General features: G+C 62.1%; 18 protein-coding genes. 11 read left to right on the top strand and 7 right to left on the bottom strand.

From position 1 onward, the window contains the following. Positions 1–71: 71 nt before the first annotated feature. From FO488_RS02855 to FO488_RS02835, 5 genes are all read left to right on the top strand, one after another. A complete protein-coding gene (locus FO488_RS02855; protein WP_149209147.1) occupies positions 72–320 on the top strand; it encodes a chaperone NapD in 249 nt (82 codons plus the stop codon). A 30-nt stretch (positions 321–350) separates the two neighbouring features. After that, a complete protein-coding gene (locus FO488_RS02850) occupies positions 351–2669 on the top strand; it encodes a molybdopterin-dependent oxidoreductase (RefSeq protein WP_149209146.1) in 2319 nt (772 codons plus the stop codon). Between the two features lie 390 nt (positions 2670–3059). After that, the gene (locus tag FO488_RS02845) at positions 3060–3362 is read left to right on the top strand and encodes a hypothetical protein (RefSeq protein WP_149209145.1); all 303 of its coding nucleotides are present in this window, start codon (positions 3060–3062) and stop codon (positions 3360–3362) included. Further along, positions 3359–3727 carry a 4Fe-4S binding protein gene (locus FO488_RS02840; RefSeq protein ID WP_149209144.1) on the top strand — a complete coding sequence of 123 codons (369 nt, stop codon included), beginning with the start codon at positions 3359–3361 and terminating at the stop codon, positions 3725–3727. Before FO488_RS02845 ends, FO488_RS02840 begins: the two co-directional genes overlap by 4 nt. Before the next feature lie 53 nt (positions 3728–3780). Next, positions 3781–5388, top strand: a complete 1608-nt coding sequence (locus FO488_RS02835; RefSeq protein ID WP_149209143.1) for an ammonia-forming cytochrome c nitrite reductase subunit c552 — start codon at positions 3781–3783, stop codon at positions 5386–5388. Between the two features lie 86 nt (positions 5389–5474). Here FO488_RS02835 and FO488_RS02830 read toward each other — a convergent pair whose 3' ends face one another. Next, positions 5475–6068, bottom strand: a complete 594-nt coding sequence (locus FO488_RS02830) for a hypothetical protein (protein ID WP_149209142.1) — start codon at positions 6066–6068, stop codon at positions 5475–5477. Positions 6069–6353: 285 nt separating this feature from the next. Here FO488_RS02830 and FO488_RS02825 point away from each other — a divergent pair, with 285 nt between their 5' ends. Next, positions 6354–6848: a ferritin family protein gene (locus FO488_RS02825; RefSeq protein ID WP_149209141.1), complete on the top strand. Its 495-nt coding sequence runs from the start codon at positions 6354–6356 to the stop codon at positions 6846–6848. Between the two features lie 58 nt (positions 6849–6906). Here FO488_RS02825 and FO488_RS02820 read toward each other — a convergent pair whose 3' ends face one another. The 6 genes from FO488_RS02820 to FO488_RS02795 form a co-directional block, all read right to left on the bottom strand. Further along, on the bottom strand, positions 6907–7839 hold the full coding sequence (locus FO488_RS02820) for a cation diffusion facilitator family transporter (RefSeq protein ID WP_149212056.1): 933 nt from the start codon (positions 7837–7839) through the stop codon (positions 6907–6909). A gap of 89 nt (positions 7840–7928) precedes the next feature. Next, on the bottom strand, positions 7929–8687 hold the full coding sequence (locus tag FO488_RS02815; protein ID WP_149209140.1) for a TerC family protein: 759 nt from the start codon (positions 8685–8687) through the stop codon (positions 7929–7931). Positions 8688–8707: 20 nt separating this feature from the next. Further along, positions 8708–9574 carry a zinc metalloprotease HtpX gene (gene htpX, locus FO488_RS02810; RefSeq protein WP_149209139.1) on the bottom strand — a complete coding sequence of 289 codons (867 nt, stop codon included), beginning with the start codon at positions 9572–9574 and terminating at the stop codon, positions 8708–8710. 232 nt (positions 9575–9806) lie between these two features. After that, the gene (gene ccsB / locus FO488_RS02805) at positions 9807–10661 is read right to left on the bottom strand and encodes a c-type cytochrome biogenesis protein CcsB (RefSeq protein ID WP_149209138.1); all 855 of its coding nucleotides are present in this window, start codon (positions 10659–10661) and stop codon (positions 9807–9809) included. Continuing rightward, positions 10661–12040 (bottom strand): cytochrome c biogenesis protein ResB, encoded by a 1380-nt coding sequence (locus tag FO488_RS02800; protein WP_149209137.1) that lies wholly within the window; start codon positions 12038–12040, stop codon positions 10661–10663. Before FO488_RS02800 ends, ccsB begins: the two co-directional genes overlap by 1 nt. 139 nt (positions 12041–12179) lie before the next feature. After that, on the bottom strand, positions 12180–12527 hold the full coding sequence (locus FO488_RS02795) for a hypothetical protein (RefSeq protein ID WP_149209136.1): 348 nt from the start codon (positions 12525–12527) through the stop codon (positions 12180–12182). A gap of 276 nt (positions 12528–12803) precedes the next feature. On the opposite strand from FO488_RS02795, the gene FO488_RS02790 reads away from it, so the two are divergent. The 5 genes from FO488_RS02790 to FO488_RS02770 all read left to right on the top strand — a co-directional run bounded on the left by FO488_RS02790 (position 12804) and on the right by FO488_RS02770 (position 17047). Continuing rightward, complete coding sequence (locus FO488_RS02790; protein WP_149209135.1) at positions 12804–13232, top strand: heavy-metal-associated domain-containing protein; 429 nt, start codon at positions 12804–12806, stop codon at positions 13230–13232. A 12-nt stretch (positions 13233–13244) separates the two neighbouring features. Next, complete coding sequence (locus tag FO488_RS02785) at positions 13245–13709, top strand: DUF2318 domain-containing protein (RefSeq protein ID WP_149209134.1); 465 nt, start codon at positions 13245–13247, stop codon at positions 13707–13709. Next, a complete protein-coding gene (locus FO488_RS02780) occupies positions 13710–14870 on the top strand; it encodes an FtsX-like permease family protein (protein WP_149209133.1) in 1161 nt (386 codons plus the stop codon). It begins immediately after the preceding gene. 171 nt (positions 14871–15041) lie between these two features. Then, positions 15042–15707 (top strand): ABC transporter ATP-binding protein, encoded by a 666-nt coding sequence (locus tag FO488_RS02775; RefSeq protein ID WP_149209132.1) that lies wholly within the window; start codon positions 15042–15044, stop codon positions 15705–15707. A gap of 248 nt (positions 15708–15955) precedes the next feature. Continuing rightward, complete coding sequence (locus FO488_RS02770) at positions 15956–17047, top strand: PAS domain-containing sensor histidine kinase (RefSeq protein ID WP_149209131.1); 1092 nt, start codon at positions 15956–15958, stop codon at positions 17045–17047. The last annotated feature ends 1 nt before the right edge of the window (position 17048 follow it).

The following is a 17048-nucleotide window of genomic DNA, read 5'->3' as shown; positions in this document are numbered from 1 at the left end:
CCATTGCGGAGAACCGCTCCGGTGATACACTTGAAACCATCCGCTACGCGACATCTTACCAAGGAGCATTCATGCCGGTTTCAGGAGTCGTCATCACCTGTGTTGATGGGTGCGCCCAGGATGTGGCCCAACGGATCGCCGCCTTTGACGGCGTCGAGGTGCATGGCGTGCTGCCGGACGGGCAGATCGTGGCCGTCCTGGAGGCGGATACGGTCGATGGGGAGGTCCAGATGTTCGCCGGCTTTCATGAGGTTGAGGGGGTGGTGGCGGTGAGGCTGGCCTACCACCATTTCGATGATACGGAGCAGCTGCCGTCCTGACGTCGTATTTTCGCAGCACAGGAGGAATATATGGAACTTTCCAGGCGTGATTTCATCAAGAGCAGCGCGGCCGCGGCCGCATTCGCCGCAGCCGGTGCAGCGGCACTGAGCCCTCTGCGCCCCGGGGATGCGGCGGCTGCGGAGGGCGGCATCACCTGGGGCAAGGCCCCCTGCCGCTTCTGCGGCACCGGCTGCGGCGTGCTGGTGGGGGTCAAAAACGGCAGGATCGTCGCCACCAAGGGGGACCCGCAGGCCCCGGTCAACCGGGGGCTCAACTGTATCAAGGGATACTTCCTCTCCAAGGTGCTCTACGGCAAGGACCGCCTGACCAAGCCGCTGATCCGCAAGGGGGACAGGATGGTGGAGGCCTCCTGGGACGAGGCCATGACCCTGATCGCCTCGAAGTTCCAGGAGGCCATCGCCAAGCACGGCCCCGATTCGGTGGCCATGTACGGTTCCGGCCAGTGGACCGTCTTCGAGGGGTACGCCGCCAGCAAGCTCTTCAAGGGGGGGATCGGCACCAACAACATCGAGCCCAACGCCCGGCTCTGCATGGCCTCGGCCGTGACCGGGTTCATGACCACCTTTGCCAGCGACGAGCCCATGGGGTGCTACGACGACCTGGACCTGGGGGACACCTATTTCCTGTGGGGCGCCAACATGGCCGAGTGCCACCCGATCCTCTTCTCCCGCATGATCGACAATCGCCTGAAAAACCCTGCGGTAAAGATCATCGACTTCGGCACCCGCCGCACCCGCACCTCCCAGATGGCCGACCAGTACATCCGGTTCACCCCTCAGACCGATCTGGCGCTCCTGAACGCCATCGCCCACGTCATCATCCGCGACAAACTCTACGATGAGCAATTCATCAAGGACCGCGTGGTGTTCAAGCGCGGCAAGGAGAAGATCGGCTACGGCCTGGAGGACAAGTTCAAGTTCGCCGACGAACCGAAATTGATCGATTTTGAACAGTACCGGGAGTTTCTCAAGCCCTACACCCCAGAATACGTGGCCGGACTCTCCGGCGTGCCGGCCAAGACCATCGTGGAGTTGGCCCACCTGTATGCCGACAAGGACCGCAAGGTCACTTCCCTCTGGACCATGGGCTTCAACCAGCACACCCGCGGCACCTGGGTCAACAACTTAGTGTACAACGTGCACCTCCTGACCGGCAAGATCTGCAAGCCGGGAGAAAACCCCATGTCCCTGACCGGCCAGCCCTCGGCCTGCGGCACGACCCGCGAGGTGGGCACCTTTACCCACCGTCTGCCGGCCGACATGGTGGTCACGAATCCCGAACACCGGGAAAAGGCCGCCAAAATATGGGGCGTCGATCCCAAGAAGATTCCCGCCAAGCCGACCTACAACGCCACGGAGATGTTCCGCGCCCTGGACCGGGGGGACATCAAGGTGGTCTGGGTCCAGGTCACCAACCCGTTCCAGTCCCTCCCCAACCTGGGCCGCTACCGCAAGGGCGCCCGAAAGGAGGATGGGCGCTTCGTGATCGTCTCCGACATCTACCCGACCCGCTCCACGGAACTGGCCGACGTGATCCTCCCCTCGGCCTCATGGGTGGAGAAGGAGGGGGTCTTCGGCAACGCCGAGCGCCGCACCCAGCAGTGGTTCAAGCTGGTGGACGCGCCGGGCGAGGCAAGAAGCGACCTGTGGCAGACCATGGAACTGGCCCGGCGCCTCGGCCACGGCAACCTCTTTCCCTACACGCAGGTGGAACCGGAGATGTGGGAGGAGTACCGCAAGTTCAACGAGGGACAGGGCAAGGACCTGGCCCCCTACGCGACCTATGCCACGACCCGCGGCCTGCGCTGGCCGGTGGTCAACGGCAGGGAGACTCTCTGGCGCTATGCCGAAGGCCATGACCCCTATGTGAAGCAGGGTGAGGGAATCAAATTCTACAAGAACAAACCGGACCACTTCAAGGCGGTCATCTGGGCCCGCCCCTATGAACCGGCGCCCGAGGTGCCCGACAAGCAGTACCCGTTCTGGCTCTGCACCGGCCGTGTGCTGGAACACTGGCACACCGGCACCATGACCGGCCGTGTGCCGGAACTCAAGCGCGCCTACCCGGCGGCGGTGTGCGAGATGCATCCCGACGACGCCAAAAGACTCGGCGTCAAAAATCGCCAAAATGTGAAAATTTCCTCCCGGCGCGGCTCGATCGTGCTGCCGGTGGAACTCAACGGCCGAAGCCTGGCCGAAAAAGGCAACATCTTCGTAGCCTTCTTCGACGAGGGGAAGCTGATTAACGAACTGTGCATCGACGCCTACTGCCCCATATCCGGGGAGCCGGACTTCAAGAAGTGCGCGGTGAGGATCGAAAAGGCGTAAGAACGAAAAGGACAAGGACAATCCAGCGACTTACGGAGATGGTCGAAAAATTCCACCCCCGGCCTGGGAAGCGGCGAACGCCGGGTTTCCCACTCGGGGAGGGAAGATGGATGACGGCCCTGACGCTGACGATTTCCTTCCTGGCCGGCGGTCCGCTGTTTGAAATTTTTTCTCCCCTTGGAGCGGTTACTCGTGCCATTATGTTTGCTGATGTGGCCCCCTTTGCTCCTGCTGCCGGCCATCGTGGTCGTCGAGGCGGTCGTGGACAACAGCCCCCGGCAGGTCGTTTGCGGCCACCCGCCCGCATCCGTGTGTGAGCCCCAAGGCGCTGGTTTTTGATGCCTGGTACAAAAAAATGATTCCCATCCTTTGTCATTCAGGAGGTTGCCCATGAAGATCTTGTTCAGGATTGCGGCCCTGGTTGCCTGCGTTGTCGTCCTGACGCTCCCGGCCCTGGCCCAGGAGCAGGAAAACTACGATGCCGATGCCCGCAACGCCGAAGACGCGCCGCCGATGATCCCCCACGTCGTGGGCGACGACGTCAACGGCAAGGCGTGCCTGGCCTGCCACGAAACCGGCCTGAAAGGGGCACCCGTGACGCCGCACCCCACCCGCCTCAACTGCACCCAGTGCCATGTCAGAAGCAATATGGGTGCAAAAACATCCGGAAAGAAGGCCAGGACAAAGCAATGAACATCAGCCGCAAGGAATTCTTCAAAAAGAGCCTGTACTCCCTGGGCGAGGCGATCACCACGGTCAGCGGCGCCCTGAAGGAACCGGAGCCCGAACAGCCCACCATCCGCGACACCGCCGATTTCGTCACGGCCCCGCACGAAGGGATGCGGGCCGTGGCCCACAATGAGCGGTGCCTGGCCAGGAACTGCGGCTGCTTCGCCTGTTTCGAGCGGTGCGAGGCCCAGGCCATCACCGTGGTCATGGGTGAGGGGATCAGAATCGACGCGGCTAAATGCACCGGCTGCGGCACCTGCGAATACGTCTGCCCGGTAACCCCCAAGGCGGTCAGCCTGCAACCCCGCGAACAACCGCAGTCCCTATAAGAACTCTGTGCCACACGGGATATCCCGACCCTCAATGAAAGGAGAATCACCACATGCGGAAGAGAAACCTGGCCATCGCAGGAGCAGTCATCGGCGCGGTCGCAGTCCTGTCGCTTCCCGGCCTGACCACTGCCGCCAAGAGCAAGCCAGCCGCCGACGGCAGGGACAAATGCTATTCCTGCCACGATGAGGTCAAGGCGCTGAAGGAGGGTTCCAAGCACGCCAAGCTCTCCTGCAGGACCTGCCACGACAAGCTCGACGCGCACATGAACGACCCGGAGAAGAACAAGCCGGTCACCGTCATCGACCAGGCGTTGTGCGGCAAATGTCACAAAAGCCAGTACAACAGCTTCTTCACGGTCAACTACGAGGCGGCCGCCCGCAAGGAGAAGGGCACCCCCACCGGCCGCTCCCCCATGCAGGACAAGCTCCTCGCCGGCCACGGCTTCACCTTTGAGCACAACGAGCCCCGGGGCCACGCATTCATGGTCATCGACCAATTCGTCGTGGACCGTTTCCAGGGCGGCCGTTTCCAGTTCAAGGACGGCTGGAAGGGGATCGACAAGACCGGCAGAACCTGGGACGTGCTGACCGACACCGGCAAGAAACTGTCGGAAACCGCCATGGCCGGGAACCCGACCTGCATCCAGTGCAAAACCTCCGATCATATCCTGAAATGGAAATTCATGGGCGACAAGGATCCCAAGGCGCAATGGGACCGTAGCTCGGATATCGTGGCCGTGGCCAAGGACACCCAGAACGCCGTGGGCTGTATCCACTGTCATGACCCCCACGGGGCCCAACCGCGGGTGGTGCGCGACGCCCTGATCCAGGCCATCGACAAGGACCGGGCCGGCAACATCTTTGCCAAAAACGGCGCCACCGACCTGAAGACCATCTCCTTCCGCGACGGTTTCCGCAAGATCGGCGTGATGCAAAAGACCGACTCGCGCATGATGTGCGCCCAGTGCCACGTGGAGTACAACTGCAATGCGGGCTCCCAGTGGAGCAACGGCAAGCCGGTCAAATACGACGACGGCCGCACCAACCACTTCCCGCTCAAGAATTCCCTGCAACTGCTGAAACATTACAAGGAGCTTGATTTCTTCGACTTCAAGCACGCCGTCACCGGCGCCCGGCTGGTCAAATTCCAGCACCCGGAGGCCGAAACCTACGCCGGCAGCGTGCATGACAAGGCGGGAATCCAGTGCCACCAGTGCCACATGCCCAAACAGAAGGGCAAGGACGGCAAGCTGTTCTCGAACCACGGCGTGGTGCGGCCCAAGAACCACGTCAAAGAGTCCTGCCTCGGCTGCCACCCCACCAGCAGCGCCGAACAGAAACTGTACCAGATCGACGCCGTGCAGAACTACGTCAAGGGCAAGATGCGCAAGGCCGAGTACTGGCTGGGCCAGTTGATCGACACCTATGCGGCGGCCCAGCGGATGGGCGTGACCGAGAGCGTCCTGGCCCAGGCCCGTGAAAAGCATGAAGAGGCCCACGTGCTGTGGGAATACTGGACCGCCGAAAACTCCGACGGCTTCCACAACCCCGACCTGGCGCGGGAATCCCTGACCGGTTCGATCTCCGCCTCCAAGGCCGGCGTCAAGATCTTAAACGATGCCATGGCGGTCGCCAGGAAGGACGACGCCAAAAAGTAGGGACCAGACAGCGCTGGATGTACCACAAGAAAAGCCCCGCTCATTTTTGAACGGGGCTTTTCTTGTGTGTCTTGACGGGAGAAAAACTAGGCGGACAGCAGGCCGAACAGGCTCTCCTGGATATTGGCGATGTCCTCCGACGTCGGCTGCACGTTGCCGATCCGTTTGAGCCAGAAATGATCGGACGCGGTCAGCCCCTCGGTCTCGAGCTTCATCTCCACCGGGAAGAGGGAGAAGAAGCTGAGTTGCCGCAGTATCCCCACCAGAAAGCCGATCTTGTCGGCCCCCACGATTCGGGCGTAGAGCGAGCCGCCGTGCCGGGGGGATACTTCCAGATGGTAATCCTTCAGGCTGATCGTGGGCGCGGATTTGTAATCCGCCGGTTTGCCGAATATGGAGGGGACATCCAGGGAGGCCAGCCCTTCCGGGCGCACCGAGCGCGGCTTGATCTCGAACCGGGCCGACCATTTCAGGGCGCTGGTCTTGACGGCGCTCCCCCGGATAATGCTGATGTCCTGCAACGTGAGGGCGGACGCCAGGGAACCGGCCCACCCCGACGAGAGGACCCCGTCGAGTTCCAGAAGCGCCGTCGCCCCCTGGGGCCTGATGGCGTATTCGAGATCCCTCCCCGGGGAGGTGTGATGCCGGGTGGTGTCGGTCGTAAAGCTGCTCGTCGTCATTGGCTGCCTCGCTTCGTTGCATTTTTCCATGAAAGGTGCAATTTGCTTGCCGATATACGCCCTGCGGAAAAACAGGTGGGTGCGTATGCGCTACCGCCGGTTTTTTATTACCCTTTCGCCCGCACAGCCGCTGGGGGCCTCCCGGCAGCGTCGCCCCAAAACCCCGCCAGGTGATTAACGAACCGCCAGGGTGCACGGATTTTCGGCAGAGCGGCCTGCGATTCTGCGGCATCATCGCGCCCGATTCTTGTGCTATAATAGCACTATGCGAAGGAGGTGAATGATATGGACGCAATCGAATTCATGGCCCGTTTCCAAGAGGATGGCCTTCGCTTTTTTGAAGCCCTCGGCGCAGAGAGCGTGGATGCCGAACGGAAAGAGTTGTTCGACCTCCTGGCCGACAACCAGAAGCGCCACCTGGGTTCTCTCCAACGCCTGAAAGAGGGCGTGCACGGCATGGAGACCGACACCCATCTGGTTGACCGGGCCGAACAGGTGACAAACGGCTTCCGGCGGACACTTGACCACCGCGACCTCCTCAGGGAGTTCAAACAGGATGCCGATGCTTTCGAGCATATCGTGAAGGCGGAAGAGGAGGTAATCGGACTGCTGGACGGGATGGCCAAGGCCGAAGCGGAGGAAAATACGCGGGAGTTGCTGGTGTTGCTGGCAGAGGAGGAGAAGCAGCATCTGCGCAGGATAGAGAATATCTATGAGTTCATCGAGGCCCCCCGCAGCTTCCTGGAGTGGGGAGAATTCTCGAATCTGCAACCGCTGTAAGACATACGAAGTGACGGAAGAAACGTGGGGCGCCTGTGAAGGCGCCCTTTTTCATGGGTCAGTGGGCATGGCCGTGGTGATGGTGGCGGGCAGCGTGGCTCAGGTCCTTGATGACCGGCCGGGCTAGGCAGGCGCTGCATTCCACCTGCAGGGTGGTGTGGGTGATGTGGTAGCGGTCCAGGAGCATGTGCTCCACCTCGTGGATCACATCGGCCTGCTGCCACTTGAAGTCGTCGCTCACGTCCAGATGGGCGGAGAGGGCCACAATATGGGAGCAGATGGACCAGACGTTGAGGTGGTGGATATCCCGGACCCCCGGCACGCTGCGGATGGCCTCGGCAACCTCGCTCACCTTCAACCCGCGGGGCACCCCCTCCAGCAGGATATGGGTCGATTCCCGCAACACCCGCCACGCCCCGAAGAAGACCACGCAGCCGATGCCGATGGAGATGAGCGCATCGAGTACATACCAGTGGGAAAAGTACATGACCACCCCGCCGACGATGACGCCCACCGAAGCGGCCGCGTCGCCGATGACGTGGAGAAAGGCGCTGTGCACGTTGAGATCGTCGTGGGAATGCCGATGAAGGGCTGAGGCGGCGATCAGGTTCATGACCAGGCCGACCACCGCGATGACGAACATGGGGAGGCTGTTGACCGGCTCCGGGTGCAGCAGACGCCCGGCGGCCTCATAGAGGATACCGAAGGCGATCAGGAAGATCGACACCCCGTTGATGAAAGAGGCGAAGACCTCGGCCCGGTGCCAGCCGAAGGTGCGGGTCTCGGACGAGGGGAGCCCGGCCAGCTTGATGGCGCCAAGGGAGAGCAGCAGGGCGAACAGGTCGAGGAACACATGGGCGGCATCGGACAACAGGGCCAGGGAGTTGGTCCAGATGCCGCCGATGACCTCGGCTGCCAGGGTGACCACCGTGAGCACGATGGCGTAGCGAAACCGGGCGGCGATGCTTTTATCGGGATTGTGTGGGTGCATGATGTTCCAACCATACCACAGAAAGGTGCCGAATACAAAAAACAGCGGCACGATGGCGCTCCTGGCCGCATTACTCCCGTTTGGGCAGCCTAGGGGGTACCTTCATCGACCGGCTCCTCATAGGTCTGATGCAGTTGCACCGGCGCCCCGCCCCGGCCGAGCCGCAGGTTGAGCAACTCCACCATGACGGAGAAGGCCATGGCGAAGTAGATGTACCCCTTGGGCAGATGCATGTCCAGGCCGTCGCCGATCAGCGCCACGCCGATCAGGAGCAGGAAGCTGAGCGCCAGCATCTTGATGGTCGGGTGCCGTTCCACGAAGGCGCTGATCGCTCCCGAGAAGAGCATCATGAAACCCACCGCCACCACCACCGCGGCAACCATGACCGCCAGCCTGTTGGCCATGCCCAGGGCGGTGATGATCGAGTCGAGGGAGAAGACGATGTCGAGCATCAGGATCTGGACGATAACGCCGCCGAAGGTGGTCCCGGCGCGACCGGAGGCGTGCGCCTGCTCCCCTTCGAGCTTCCCGTGAATCTCCATGGTGCTTTTACCCAGCAGGAACAGCCCCCCCGCGATCAGGATCAGGTCGCGGCCCGAGATCTCGTTGCCCAGCACCGAAAAGAGCGGCGTGGTGAGTCCCATCAGCCAGGTCAGGGAAAACAGGAGGCCGATCCTGATGAACATGGCCAGCCCCAGGCCCAGCAGCCTGGCCCGTTCCTGCTGGTGGCTGGGCAGTTTGCCGGCCAGGATGGAGATGAAGATGATGTTGTCGATGCCGAGCACGATCTCCAGTGCGGTCAGCGTGGCCAGGGCCAGCCAGACCTGGGGGTCGGTGAGCCATTCCATTGGTGCTTCCTCCCTGTGTTCTAGAACTTTGTCTTATACGCCACTGCTTCGAGTCTGGCAATGCGCTCTTCCATGGGGGGATGGGTGGAAAAGAGGGCAACCAGGCCACCGCCGGTCAGGGGATTGACGATGAAGAGATGGGCCGAGGCGGGGCGGGCCTCCTCCAGGGGGATCATCTGCGATGCGCGGTGCAGCTTGCGCAGGGCATTGGCCAGGGCCAGGGGTCTGCCGCAGATCTCCGCCCCCGACGCATCGGCCAGATACTCCCGGGAGCGGGAGACCGCCATCTGGATCAGCATGGCGGCGATGGGGGCGACGATGGCCATGGCCAGGGAGCCGATCAGGCCGCCCACGCCACCCTCTTCGTCGTCGCGGCGGCCGGCGCCGAACAGGGCGCCCCACTGGAGCATGTTGGCCAGCATGGAGATGGCCCCGGCAAAGGTTGCGGCAATGGTGGAGATGAGGATGTCCCGGTTTCTCACGTGGGCCAGCTCATGGGCCATGACCCCTTCCAACTCCTCGGGGGTGAGGATATTCAGGATGCCTTCCGTGGCGGCCACGGCGGCGTGCTCGGGGTTGCGGCCGGTGGCAAAGGCGTTGGGGCTGTCCGAGGGGATGACGTAGACCCGCGGCATGGGCAGGCCAGCCCGACGGGCCAGACGCTCCACCAGGCCGTGGAAGTAGGGGCTGTCGCCGGCAGTGACCTCCCGGGCGCCGTACATGGCCAGGACGATCCGGTCCGAAAACCAGTAGGAGAAAAAGTTCATGGCGGCGGCCACGGCAAAGGCGGCCGCCATACCGGTCTTGCCGCCTATGGCGCCGCCTATGGCGACCAGCAGCAGGGTCAGCAGGGTGAGAAGCAGGGTGGTCTTGAAACGGTTCAACATGGTCATGTACCTCCGACGATTGAGTTGTCGCCGGGGGTAATAAAAAAAGACCTTTATCCCCGGCGTGAACACCTGGATAAAGGTCTTGCTTTCGAATATCATCGTCCCCAGCCCGGGTCGTTCGACCGTATTGACGGGCCTGGGGCCGGCCATGTCTCCGGCCGGTAGCTACTCCCCTTTATGCTGATACGACTATACCCAATCTCCCGTGGGCCTGTCAAGGGGATAACGCCTACTTCCCTCCGCCGTAGCTGTGGAGGCCGGACAGGAACAGGTTGACCCCCAGGTAGCAGAAGATGGTGGCCGCGAAACCGATGATGGAGAGCCAGGCGGCCTTTTTGCCGACCCAGCCGCGGGTGAAGCGGGCGTGGAGAAACGCGGCGTACACGAACCAGACGATGAGGGACCAGGTTTCCTTGGGGTCCCAGCTCCAGTAGGTGCCCCAGGCGTAGTTGGCCCAGGCCGCGCCGGTGATGATGCCCAGGGTGAGCAGGGGAAAACCGACCATGATGGCCCGGTAGTTCAGGTCGTCCAGCACCCGGATGGGCGGAAACATGCCCATGAGGCCGCCGGCGGGGGTGGAGCCGCCCCTCTCCTCGCTGCCGGCCTTGATCAGGTACATGATGGAGATGCCGCAGGCCACGGCAAAGGCCGCATAGCCGAGGAAGCAGGTGACCACGTGGTACAGGAGCCAGTTGCTCTGGAGCGCCGGCACCAACGGCTCGATGCCGCTGTGCAGCCCGAGCTGGGCCCAGGCCATGCCCAACAGGGCAAAAGGCATGACAAAGGCGCCGATGACCCGGTATTTGTACTTCAGGTCGAGCAGGGCGAAGATCAGCACGATGGTCCAGGAGAAGAAGACCACCGACTCGTACAGGTTGGACAGGGGGGCGTGGCCGTACCCCATGTCGTAGGACTCCTTCCAGCGCAGCAGGATAGCCCCGGTCTGGGCCACGAGGCCGGCGTAGGCGGTCACGATGCCGGCCGTGCCGAGCGCTTTGGCACGGCTGGCGAGGAAGGCGAAAAAAAGCAGCATGGAGACGAGATAGGTGAACGTGGTGACGTTGAACAGAAGTGAGCTTGTCATTATCTTTTCTCCCCTGAGCATTCTGATTTGAGTTTCTCGGCCAGGCCGTCGAAGAACATCTGGAAGGCCGCCTGGTTCTTGCTGGCGTTGCCTCCCATGGTGACGGTTCCGTGCTGAATCCGTACCCAGATGCGGCGGTGGGACAGGAAGAACGCGGCAAAAATGCCCACCACCATGAGCAGGCAGCCCAGCCAGACGACCCAGACCCCCGGGTCCTTCGCCACCTGCAGCCCGGTGTACATCCGCTTTTCCTCACCCTTGAAGTGGATGACCGGTCCCGTGCCGTGGTGTTTCGCATGCTCCATGTTCAGTTCGGGATGGTTGGCGTAGACCACCACCCGTTCCGAAGCACCGCCGCGGGTGTGGATCTCGATGTTGGCCGCCGGGCCGGAGAGGCCGGGAGAGAAGGGAGCGATGTCCGGCGTGGTTTCGAGCACGTGCATGCTGCTGCCGTCCGGCAGGGTTGCCGAACCGGTGGCGGGTACCGTTACCGGCACGGCGTTTTTGCCGTCGAGATCGGTGACCAGAAAGCGATATTCACCGGCATTGCCGTAGCTGGACTGGTAGAAGGTGATCCCCTTGTAGGTCAGCGGTTCGTTGACAATGACCGGAACATGTTCGTACCCCGGCACCGGCTTGCCGTTCTCCAGGACCGTCAGGATGCTCTTGAACTCCTTGGGGGCGCCGCTGTCGTAGAACGCGACGCTGAACTTCTCGCAGAGCACCGAAAAACCGAGATCGATCTCCTTCTCCGAGCGGGTTATCGCCTTGGCAACGCTCTCCCCTTCCATGATGTTGACGAAGCCCTTGTAGCCGAAGAGCGAGCCGATCATCGTACCGATGAAGATGACGATGACGCTCAGATGGACGAAGTAGACCGAGAGGCGGCACCAGGGGCTCTTCTGGGCAAACAGGTGACGGGCGCCGTCGCTTTCCGTCGCTACCGGCTCGGCAAACTCGGCCTTGAGAAAGGCGGACACCTTTGCCTGGAGCGCCTCGGGCTCGCCGCCCGCCTTGAAGGAAACCACGCTGGAAAGCGATTTTTCCAGCCCGCTGCCCAGTACCGTCACCGGTTGGGTGATGGTCTTCCAGATATGGGGCAGGCGCTTGATGGAGCAGGCGACCAGATTGACCGTCAGCAGGTAGAGCAGCAGGATGAACCACCAGGAATGGTACATGTCGAAGAAGCCCAACGCCTGGTACAGCTTGAATTTGGCCGGGGAGATCTGTTGCAGGTATTCCTGGGGCGGCGTCCCCTGGGGGATGATCGTCCCGATGATCGAGGTGACCGCCAGGGTGATGAGCAGGAACATGGTGAGTTTCAGAGAGCAGAAGAAATCCCAGAGGGAGTTCAGAAAACTGCGTTGATCGGTTGTCACGTTGGCAGACTCCTTTGTTGGTATGTTCCCCTGCCGCCGGCCGCCGGGGGCCATGCAGGGGCAGGATAGCATGAATGAGAGGGTTGTGGATGCAGGAGGGATGCCAAACAGGGGCGCAGCCCTCCGACGGATGGCCGGATCAGGCGATGCGGTTCTGCGGGGGCACGTAGATGGAGGGGTAGACCTGGGGCAGTTCCCCGCGGATCTCCGGGCTGCGCTGGAACGTGACCATCGGCGCATAGGCGACCGTGACGCGCTGGCCGAAGGGGGCGTGGCAGGGGCAGCAGCAGGCGCTTTCGCAGCAATCCGCATGCCGCGTTCCCGTGCAGGGACACGAGCCGCAGGGGGCCTCGTCGCCGGTCTGTACAAACTGGACCCCGGCATTGCAGTCCTCCGGGATGTCGCAATGGGCAAAGGCCTTTACCGGCAGCAGCAGGTAGAGCGCTATGACGACGATGGCGAATGGGTAATACACTAAATGGCGCATGGCTGGTTCACTTCGTATAGAATTCGGGCCGCGCTGTCAACGATTAATCGTCAGGCGCATCCTTCCCTGTTTCGACACATTCCCGCGTGAGGAATATTCCACACCCGTCTGGCGGATATTCCTCACACGCAAAATGCATTCCAGCGTGAAACCGCAAAAATACGAACGATATTACAGTTATTTACACAATACAGCCACGCTGGCATGTTCCTTGAAGACAGGAAAACAACGTGGTTTGGCCGGTGAAATGACCATGCACGACCGAATGGGGCGACTATGAAAAACAGAATCATCAATACGGCATTGGTCTTGACGGCGATCGTGTTCCTTGCCCTCCTGGCGGTACGCGTCAGGGCCGGGGCGACCGCCGACTCGGTGGCGGTCCTGAAGACGGCCGGCATGACCTGCGGAAGTTGCGCCGACAGGATCACCACGGCGCTGCGGGGCATCAAGGGGGTCGCCGCGACCGAGGTGGATACGGAGGGCGGCTGGGTCATCGTCGGCTACGACACCAGGGCGGTCAGACCGGAGGCGCTGGCGGAGAACGTCAAAAAGGCCGGGTTTGCCAGCGCGGTCCAGGAGGTTGTGACGCCGGAGGAGTACCGGCGGGTCACCGGCAGGGATGTGGGCGCCAGCGGCCCCGGCAGACAGGGGTGTTGCGGAAACAGGAATGGCGGCTGCGGGGCAGGCACAACAACAAGATAAGGGGAGCAGGGCATGCGCATGAATTACGCAAAAAAACTGGTTTGGGCAGGGATTATCGTCGGGGCGCTGGTGATCGGCGCGGCAGGGGTGTTTGCCTTTTCCCTCGGCAAGTACGAAAAGATCAAGGCCGTCAACGGCACGGTTTCCATCCCGATTTCCCGGTTGAGCGGCGACAAGGCCCGCTTCTACCGTTTCGATGACGGGGGCAAGAGCATCGCCTTCTTTGTCGTCAAGGCCCCGGACGGCAGCTACCGCACCGCCTTCGACGCCTGCGACGTCTGCTACCGGGAAAAGAAGGGGTACGACCAGCAGGGGGACCAGATGCTCTGCAAGAACTGCAATAAGAAATTCGCCATCGACCGCATCGGCCCCAACTCCAGCGGCGGCTGCAATCCCTCCTTCCTTCCCCACCAGGTGAGCGGCGGCACCATCACCATCAAGGCGGCCGATCTCAAGGCAGGGGCGCGGTTCTTCTAGATGAGACTCCACACCATCGCCATAAATAATCTCAAGCGCCGCAAAGCCAAGATGGCCTTCCTCACCATCGGCCTGATGGTGGGGATCGGGACTATCGTCACCCTGATCACCCTCACCAACTCCATGTCCCGGGACATCGAGCACAAGATGGACGAATTCGGCGCCAACATCCTGGTCACCCCCCAGAGCAACGGCCTGGCCATGAACTACGGCGGCATCAGCCTTGGGGGTGTGACCTTCGACCAGCGGGAGATCCGGGAAGCCGACCTGGAGCGCATCACGACCATCGCCAACCACCGCAACATTTCGGCCATAAGCCCCAAGGTGCTGGGGAGCGTCCCCATCAACGGGCACGACGTCCTCCTGGTGGGGGTCAATTTTGCCAGTGAGCTGAAGATGAAACAGTGGTGGCGGATTTTCGGCGATGCCCCCAAGGGGGACAACCAACTGCTGCTGGGGAGCGATGCCTCCAAAGTGCTCAATGCGGCTAGCGGGGACACGCTCCGGATCAAGGGAGAGGCATTCAAGGTCGTCGGGGTGCTGGACCAGACCGGCTCCCAGGATGACTCGCTGGTCTTTGCCCCCCTCAAAAAGGCCCAGAAGCTGCTCGGCAAGGAGGGCAGGATCACCCTGGCCGAGGTGGCGGCGCTCTGTTCCGGCTGCCCCATCGGCGACATGGTCGTCCAGATCGCCGAAAAGCTGCCCGACGCCAAGGTATCGGCCATCCAGCAGGTGGTGGAGGGGCGCCTCAAGGCCCTGAACCAGTTCAAGCGCTTCTCCTACGCCATGGCCGGCGTGGTGGTGTTCATCGGCTCCCTGATCGTCTTCGTCACCATGATGGGGAGCGTCAACGAACGCACCACCGAGATCGGCGTCTTCCGCGCCATCGGCTTCAGGAAGAGCCATATCATGCGGATCATCCTGCTGGAGGCGGCCCTGGTCAGCCTCCTGGCCGGCCTGTTGGGGTACGGAGTCGGCATGGGGGGCGCCCGGCTGGCACTGCCCTTCATGGCGGAGGCCAAAGACGCCAAGCTGCTCTGGGATGCCAGGGTGGCGGGCGGCTCCATCGCCCTGGCCCTGGTGCTGGGCCTGCTGGCGAGCTTGTATCCGGCGTTGCATGCCAGCAGGATGGACCCGACGGAAGCGCTACGTGCCCTGTAAGGAAACGCGGCTTTTGCGCAATATCTGCGTAAGTCTTCGGGACTGCTTTGTGCGGCGTAGCGCTGCTACGCCTCCGCGCAATCCCTCGACAGCCTTGATCTTGCACAAAATCCACGTTTCTTACGGTGGTCTGCCATAAACAAAAACCCGTTTTTCAAGAGAGTCCAAATAATGTCACTCATTGAAATCAATAATCTGACCAAGCACTACACCAGCGGCGGCGAGACGGTCGAAGCGCTGCGCGGCGTGGACATCGCCATCGAGGCCGGAGAATTCATCACCGTCATGGGGCAGTCCGGCTCCGGCAAAAGCACCCTCCTCTCGGTGCTGGGGGGGATGAACCACCCCACATCGGGCGAGGTGGAGATGGCCGGGGTGAAGCTCTACCAGCTTCCCGGCGAGAAACTGGCCGATTTCCGGGCTCAGAACCTTGGGTTCGTCTTCCAGTCCTTCCACCTGATCCCCTACCTGACAGCGTTGGAAAACGTCATGCTCCCCCTGGCCATCGTCAAGGCCAAAAACGCCCAGAAGCAGGCCGCTGCCCGCCAGGCCCTGGAGCGGGTCGGTCTGGGGGCCAAGGCCGGGCGGCTCCCCAGCCAGCTCTCGGGGGGCGAGCAGGAACGGGTCGCCATCGCCCGGGCCATCGTCAACACGCCCCATATCCTGCTGGCCGACGAACCGACCGGCAACCTGGATTCCCGCACCAGCGACGAGGTCATGGCATTGTTCCGCGAACTGAACGCCGCCGGCCAGACCATCGTGATGGTCACCCACAACCCGGACAACGGCAGACACAGCGACCGGACCATCACCTTGAAGGACGGGCGAGTCGTGTAATTCAAAAACGCCTCTCACCCGCTCACTTTCGCTCGCTCAAGCTCACAGAGGCACAGAGAACATCGAAAACCGAGCCTTTTGGGGGTAAACCAAAATTATTGCGGTTTTCTTTGAGCCTTTGTGAGAAATTGCCTTTGACGCTTTAAAATCTCAAATCTTTGTTTTATGTTGTCCTCTGTGCCTCCGTGAGCTCTGTGAGAAACCGATTTGGGTTTAATTTTACGCGGGGTTGCGCTATATAGATACCCATGAAATCAACCATCCTGCGCACCGCCCTGCTGGGCCTTTCCATCCTGGGCATCAGCCTGCTCCACTACCTGACGCCGCTGCACCTGCCCTATCTTCACGACATCTTCCAGCGTTTCTACTACCTGCCGGTCATCCTGGCGGCCCTCTGGTTCGGCTTCCGGGGCGGCCTGCTCTGCTCCCTCACGGTCAGCGTGGCCTACGCCCCGCACATCCTCTTCCAATGGGGGGGCGGCCTGGCCCTGGAGATGGAGAAGTACCTGGAGATCGTCATGTACAACGTGGTGGGAGGCGTCACGGGGCTCCTGGCGCAGCGGGAGCGCGCCCGGAGCCGGGAACTCCAGCGGACCGCCCAGGGGCTGGAGGAATCCTACAACAAGCTGCAGGCCCAGTCGGAACGGATCATGACCATCGAGGAGCAGTTGCGCCGGGCGGAGCGGCTCTCCACCTTGGGAGAGATGGCGGCGGTGCTGGCCCACGAGATCAGGAACCCTCTCGGCTCCATCCGCGGCACGGCCGAGATCCTGCGGGACGACTACCGACCCGGCGACCCCAAGCACGAGTTCATTGAAATCCAGATCAAGGAGACGGAGCGGCTCAATCGGGTGGTGGAGGAATTCCTGCGCATGGCCCGCCCCCAGCCGGCGGAGATGGCACGCTGCTCGTTACGGGAAGAGCTGGAAACCATCGTCACCCTCACCGCCAACGACGCCAAGGGGCGCAAAATAAAACTCACGTTGGAACCGCCTGCCGGCGACCTCTTCGTCAACGCCGACGGCGAGAAACTGCGTCAGGCGTTCCTGAATATCGTCATCAACGCCCTGCAGGCCACGCCGGCGGGCGGCACCGTAACCATCGCCACCCGGCAGGCCGACGGGCTCCACGAGATCCACTTCAACGACAGCGGTCCGGGGATCGAGGCCAGTGCCCTGGCGCGGATCTTCGAGCCGTTCTTCACCACCAAACCGGATGGCACCGGCCTGGGTCTGGCCATAACGAAAAAGATCGTCGAGGCCCACGGCGGTACTCTGAAGATAGAGAGCCAAACCGGTACGGGCACGAAGGTGGTGGTGCAGTTACCGAAAATATCGTAGA

The sequence above is a fragment of the Geobacter sp. FeAm09 genome, assembly GCF_008330225.1.
In the GTDB taxonomy this organism is placed as follows: domain Bacteria; phylum Desulfobacterota; class Desulfuromonadia; order Geobacterales; family Pseudopelobacteraceae; genus Oryzomonas.
Note: the sequence above shows the minus strand (reverse complement) of the source record. Positions and strands in the feature narration are given on the sequence as shown.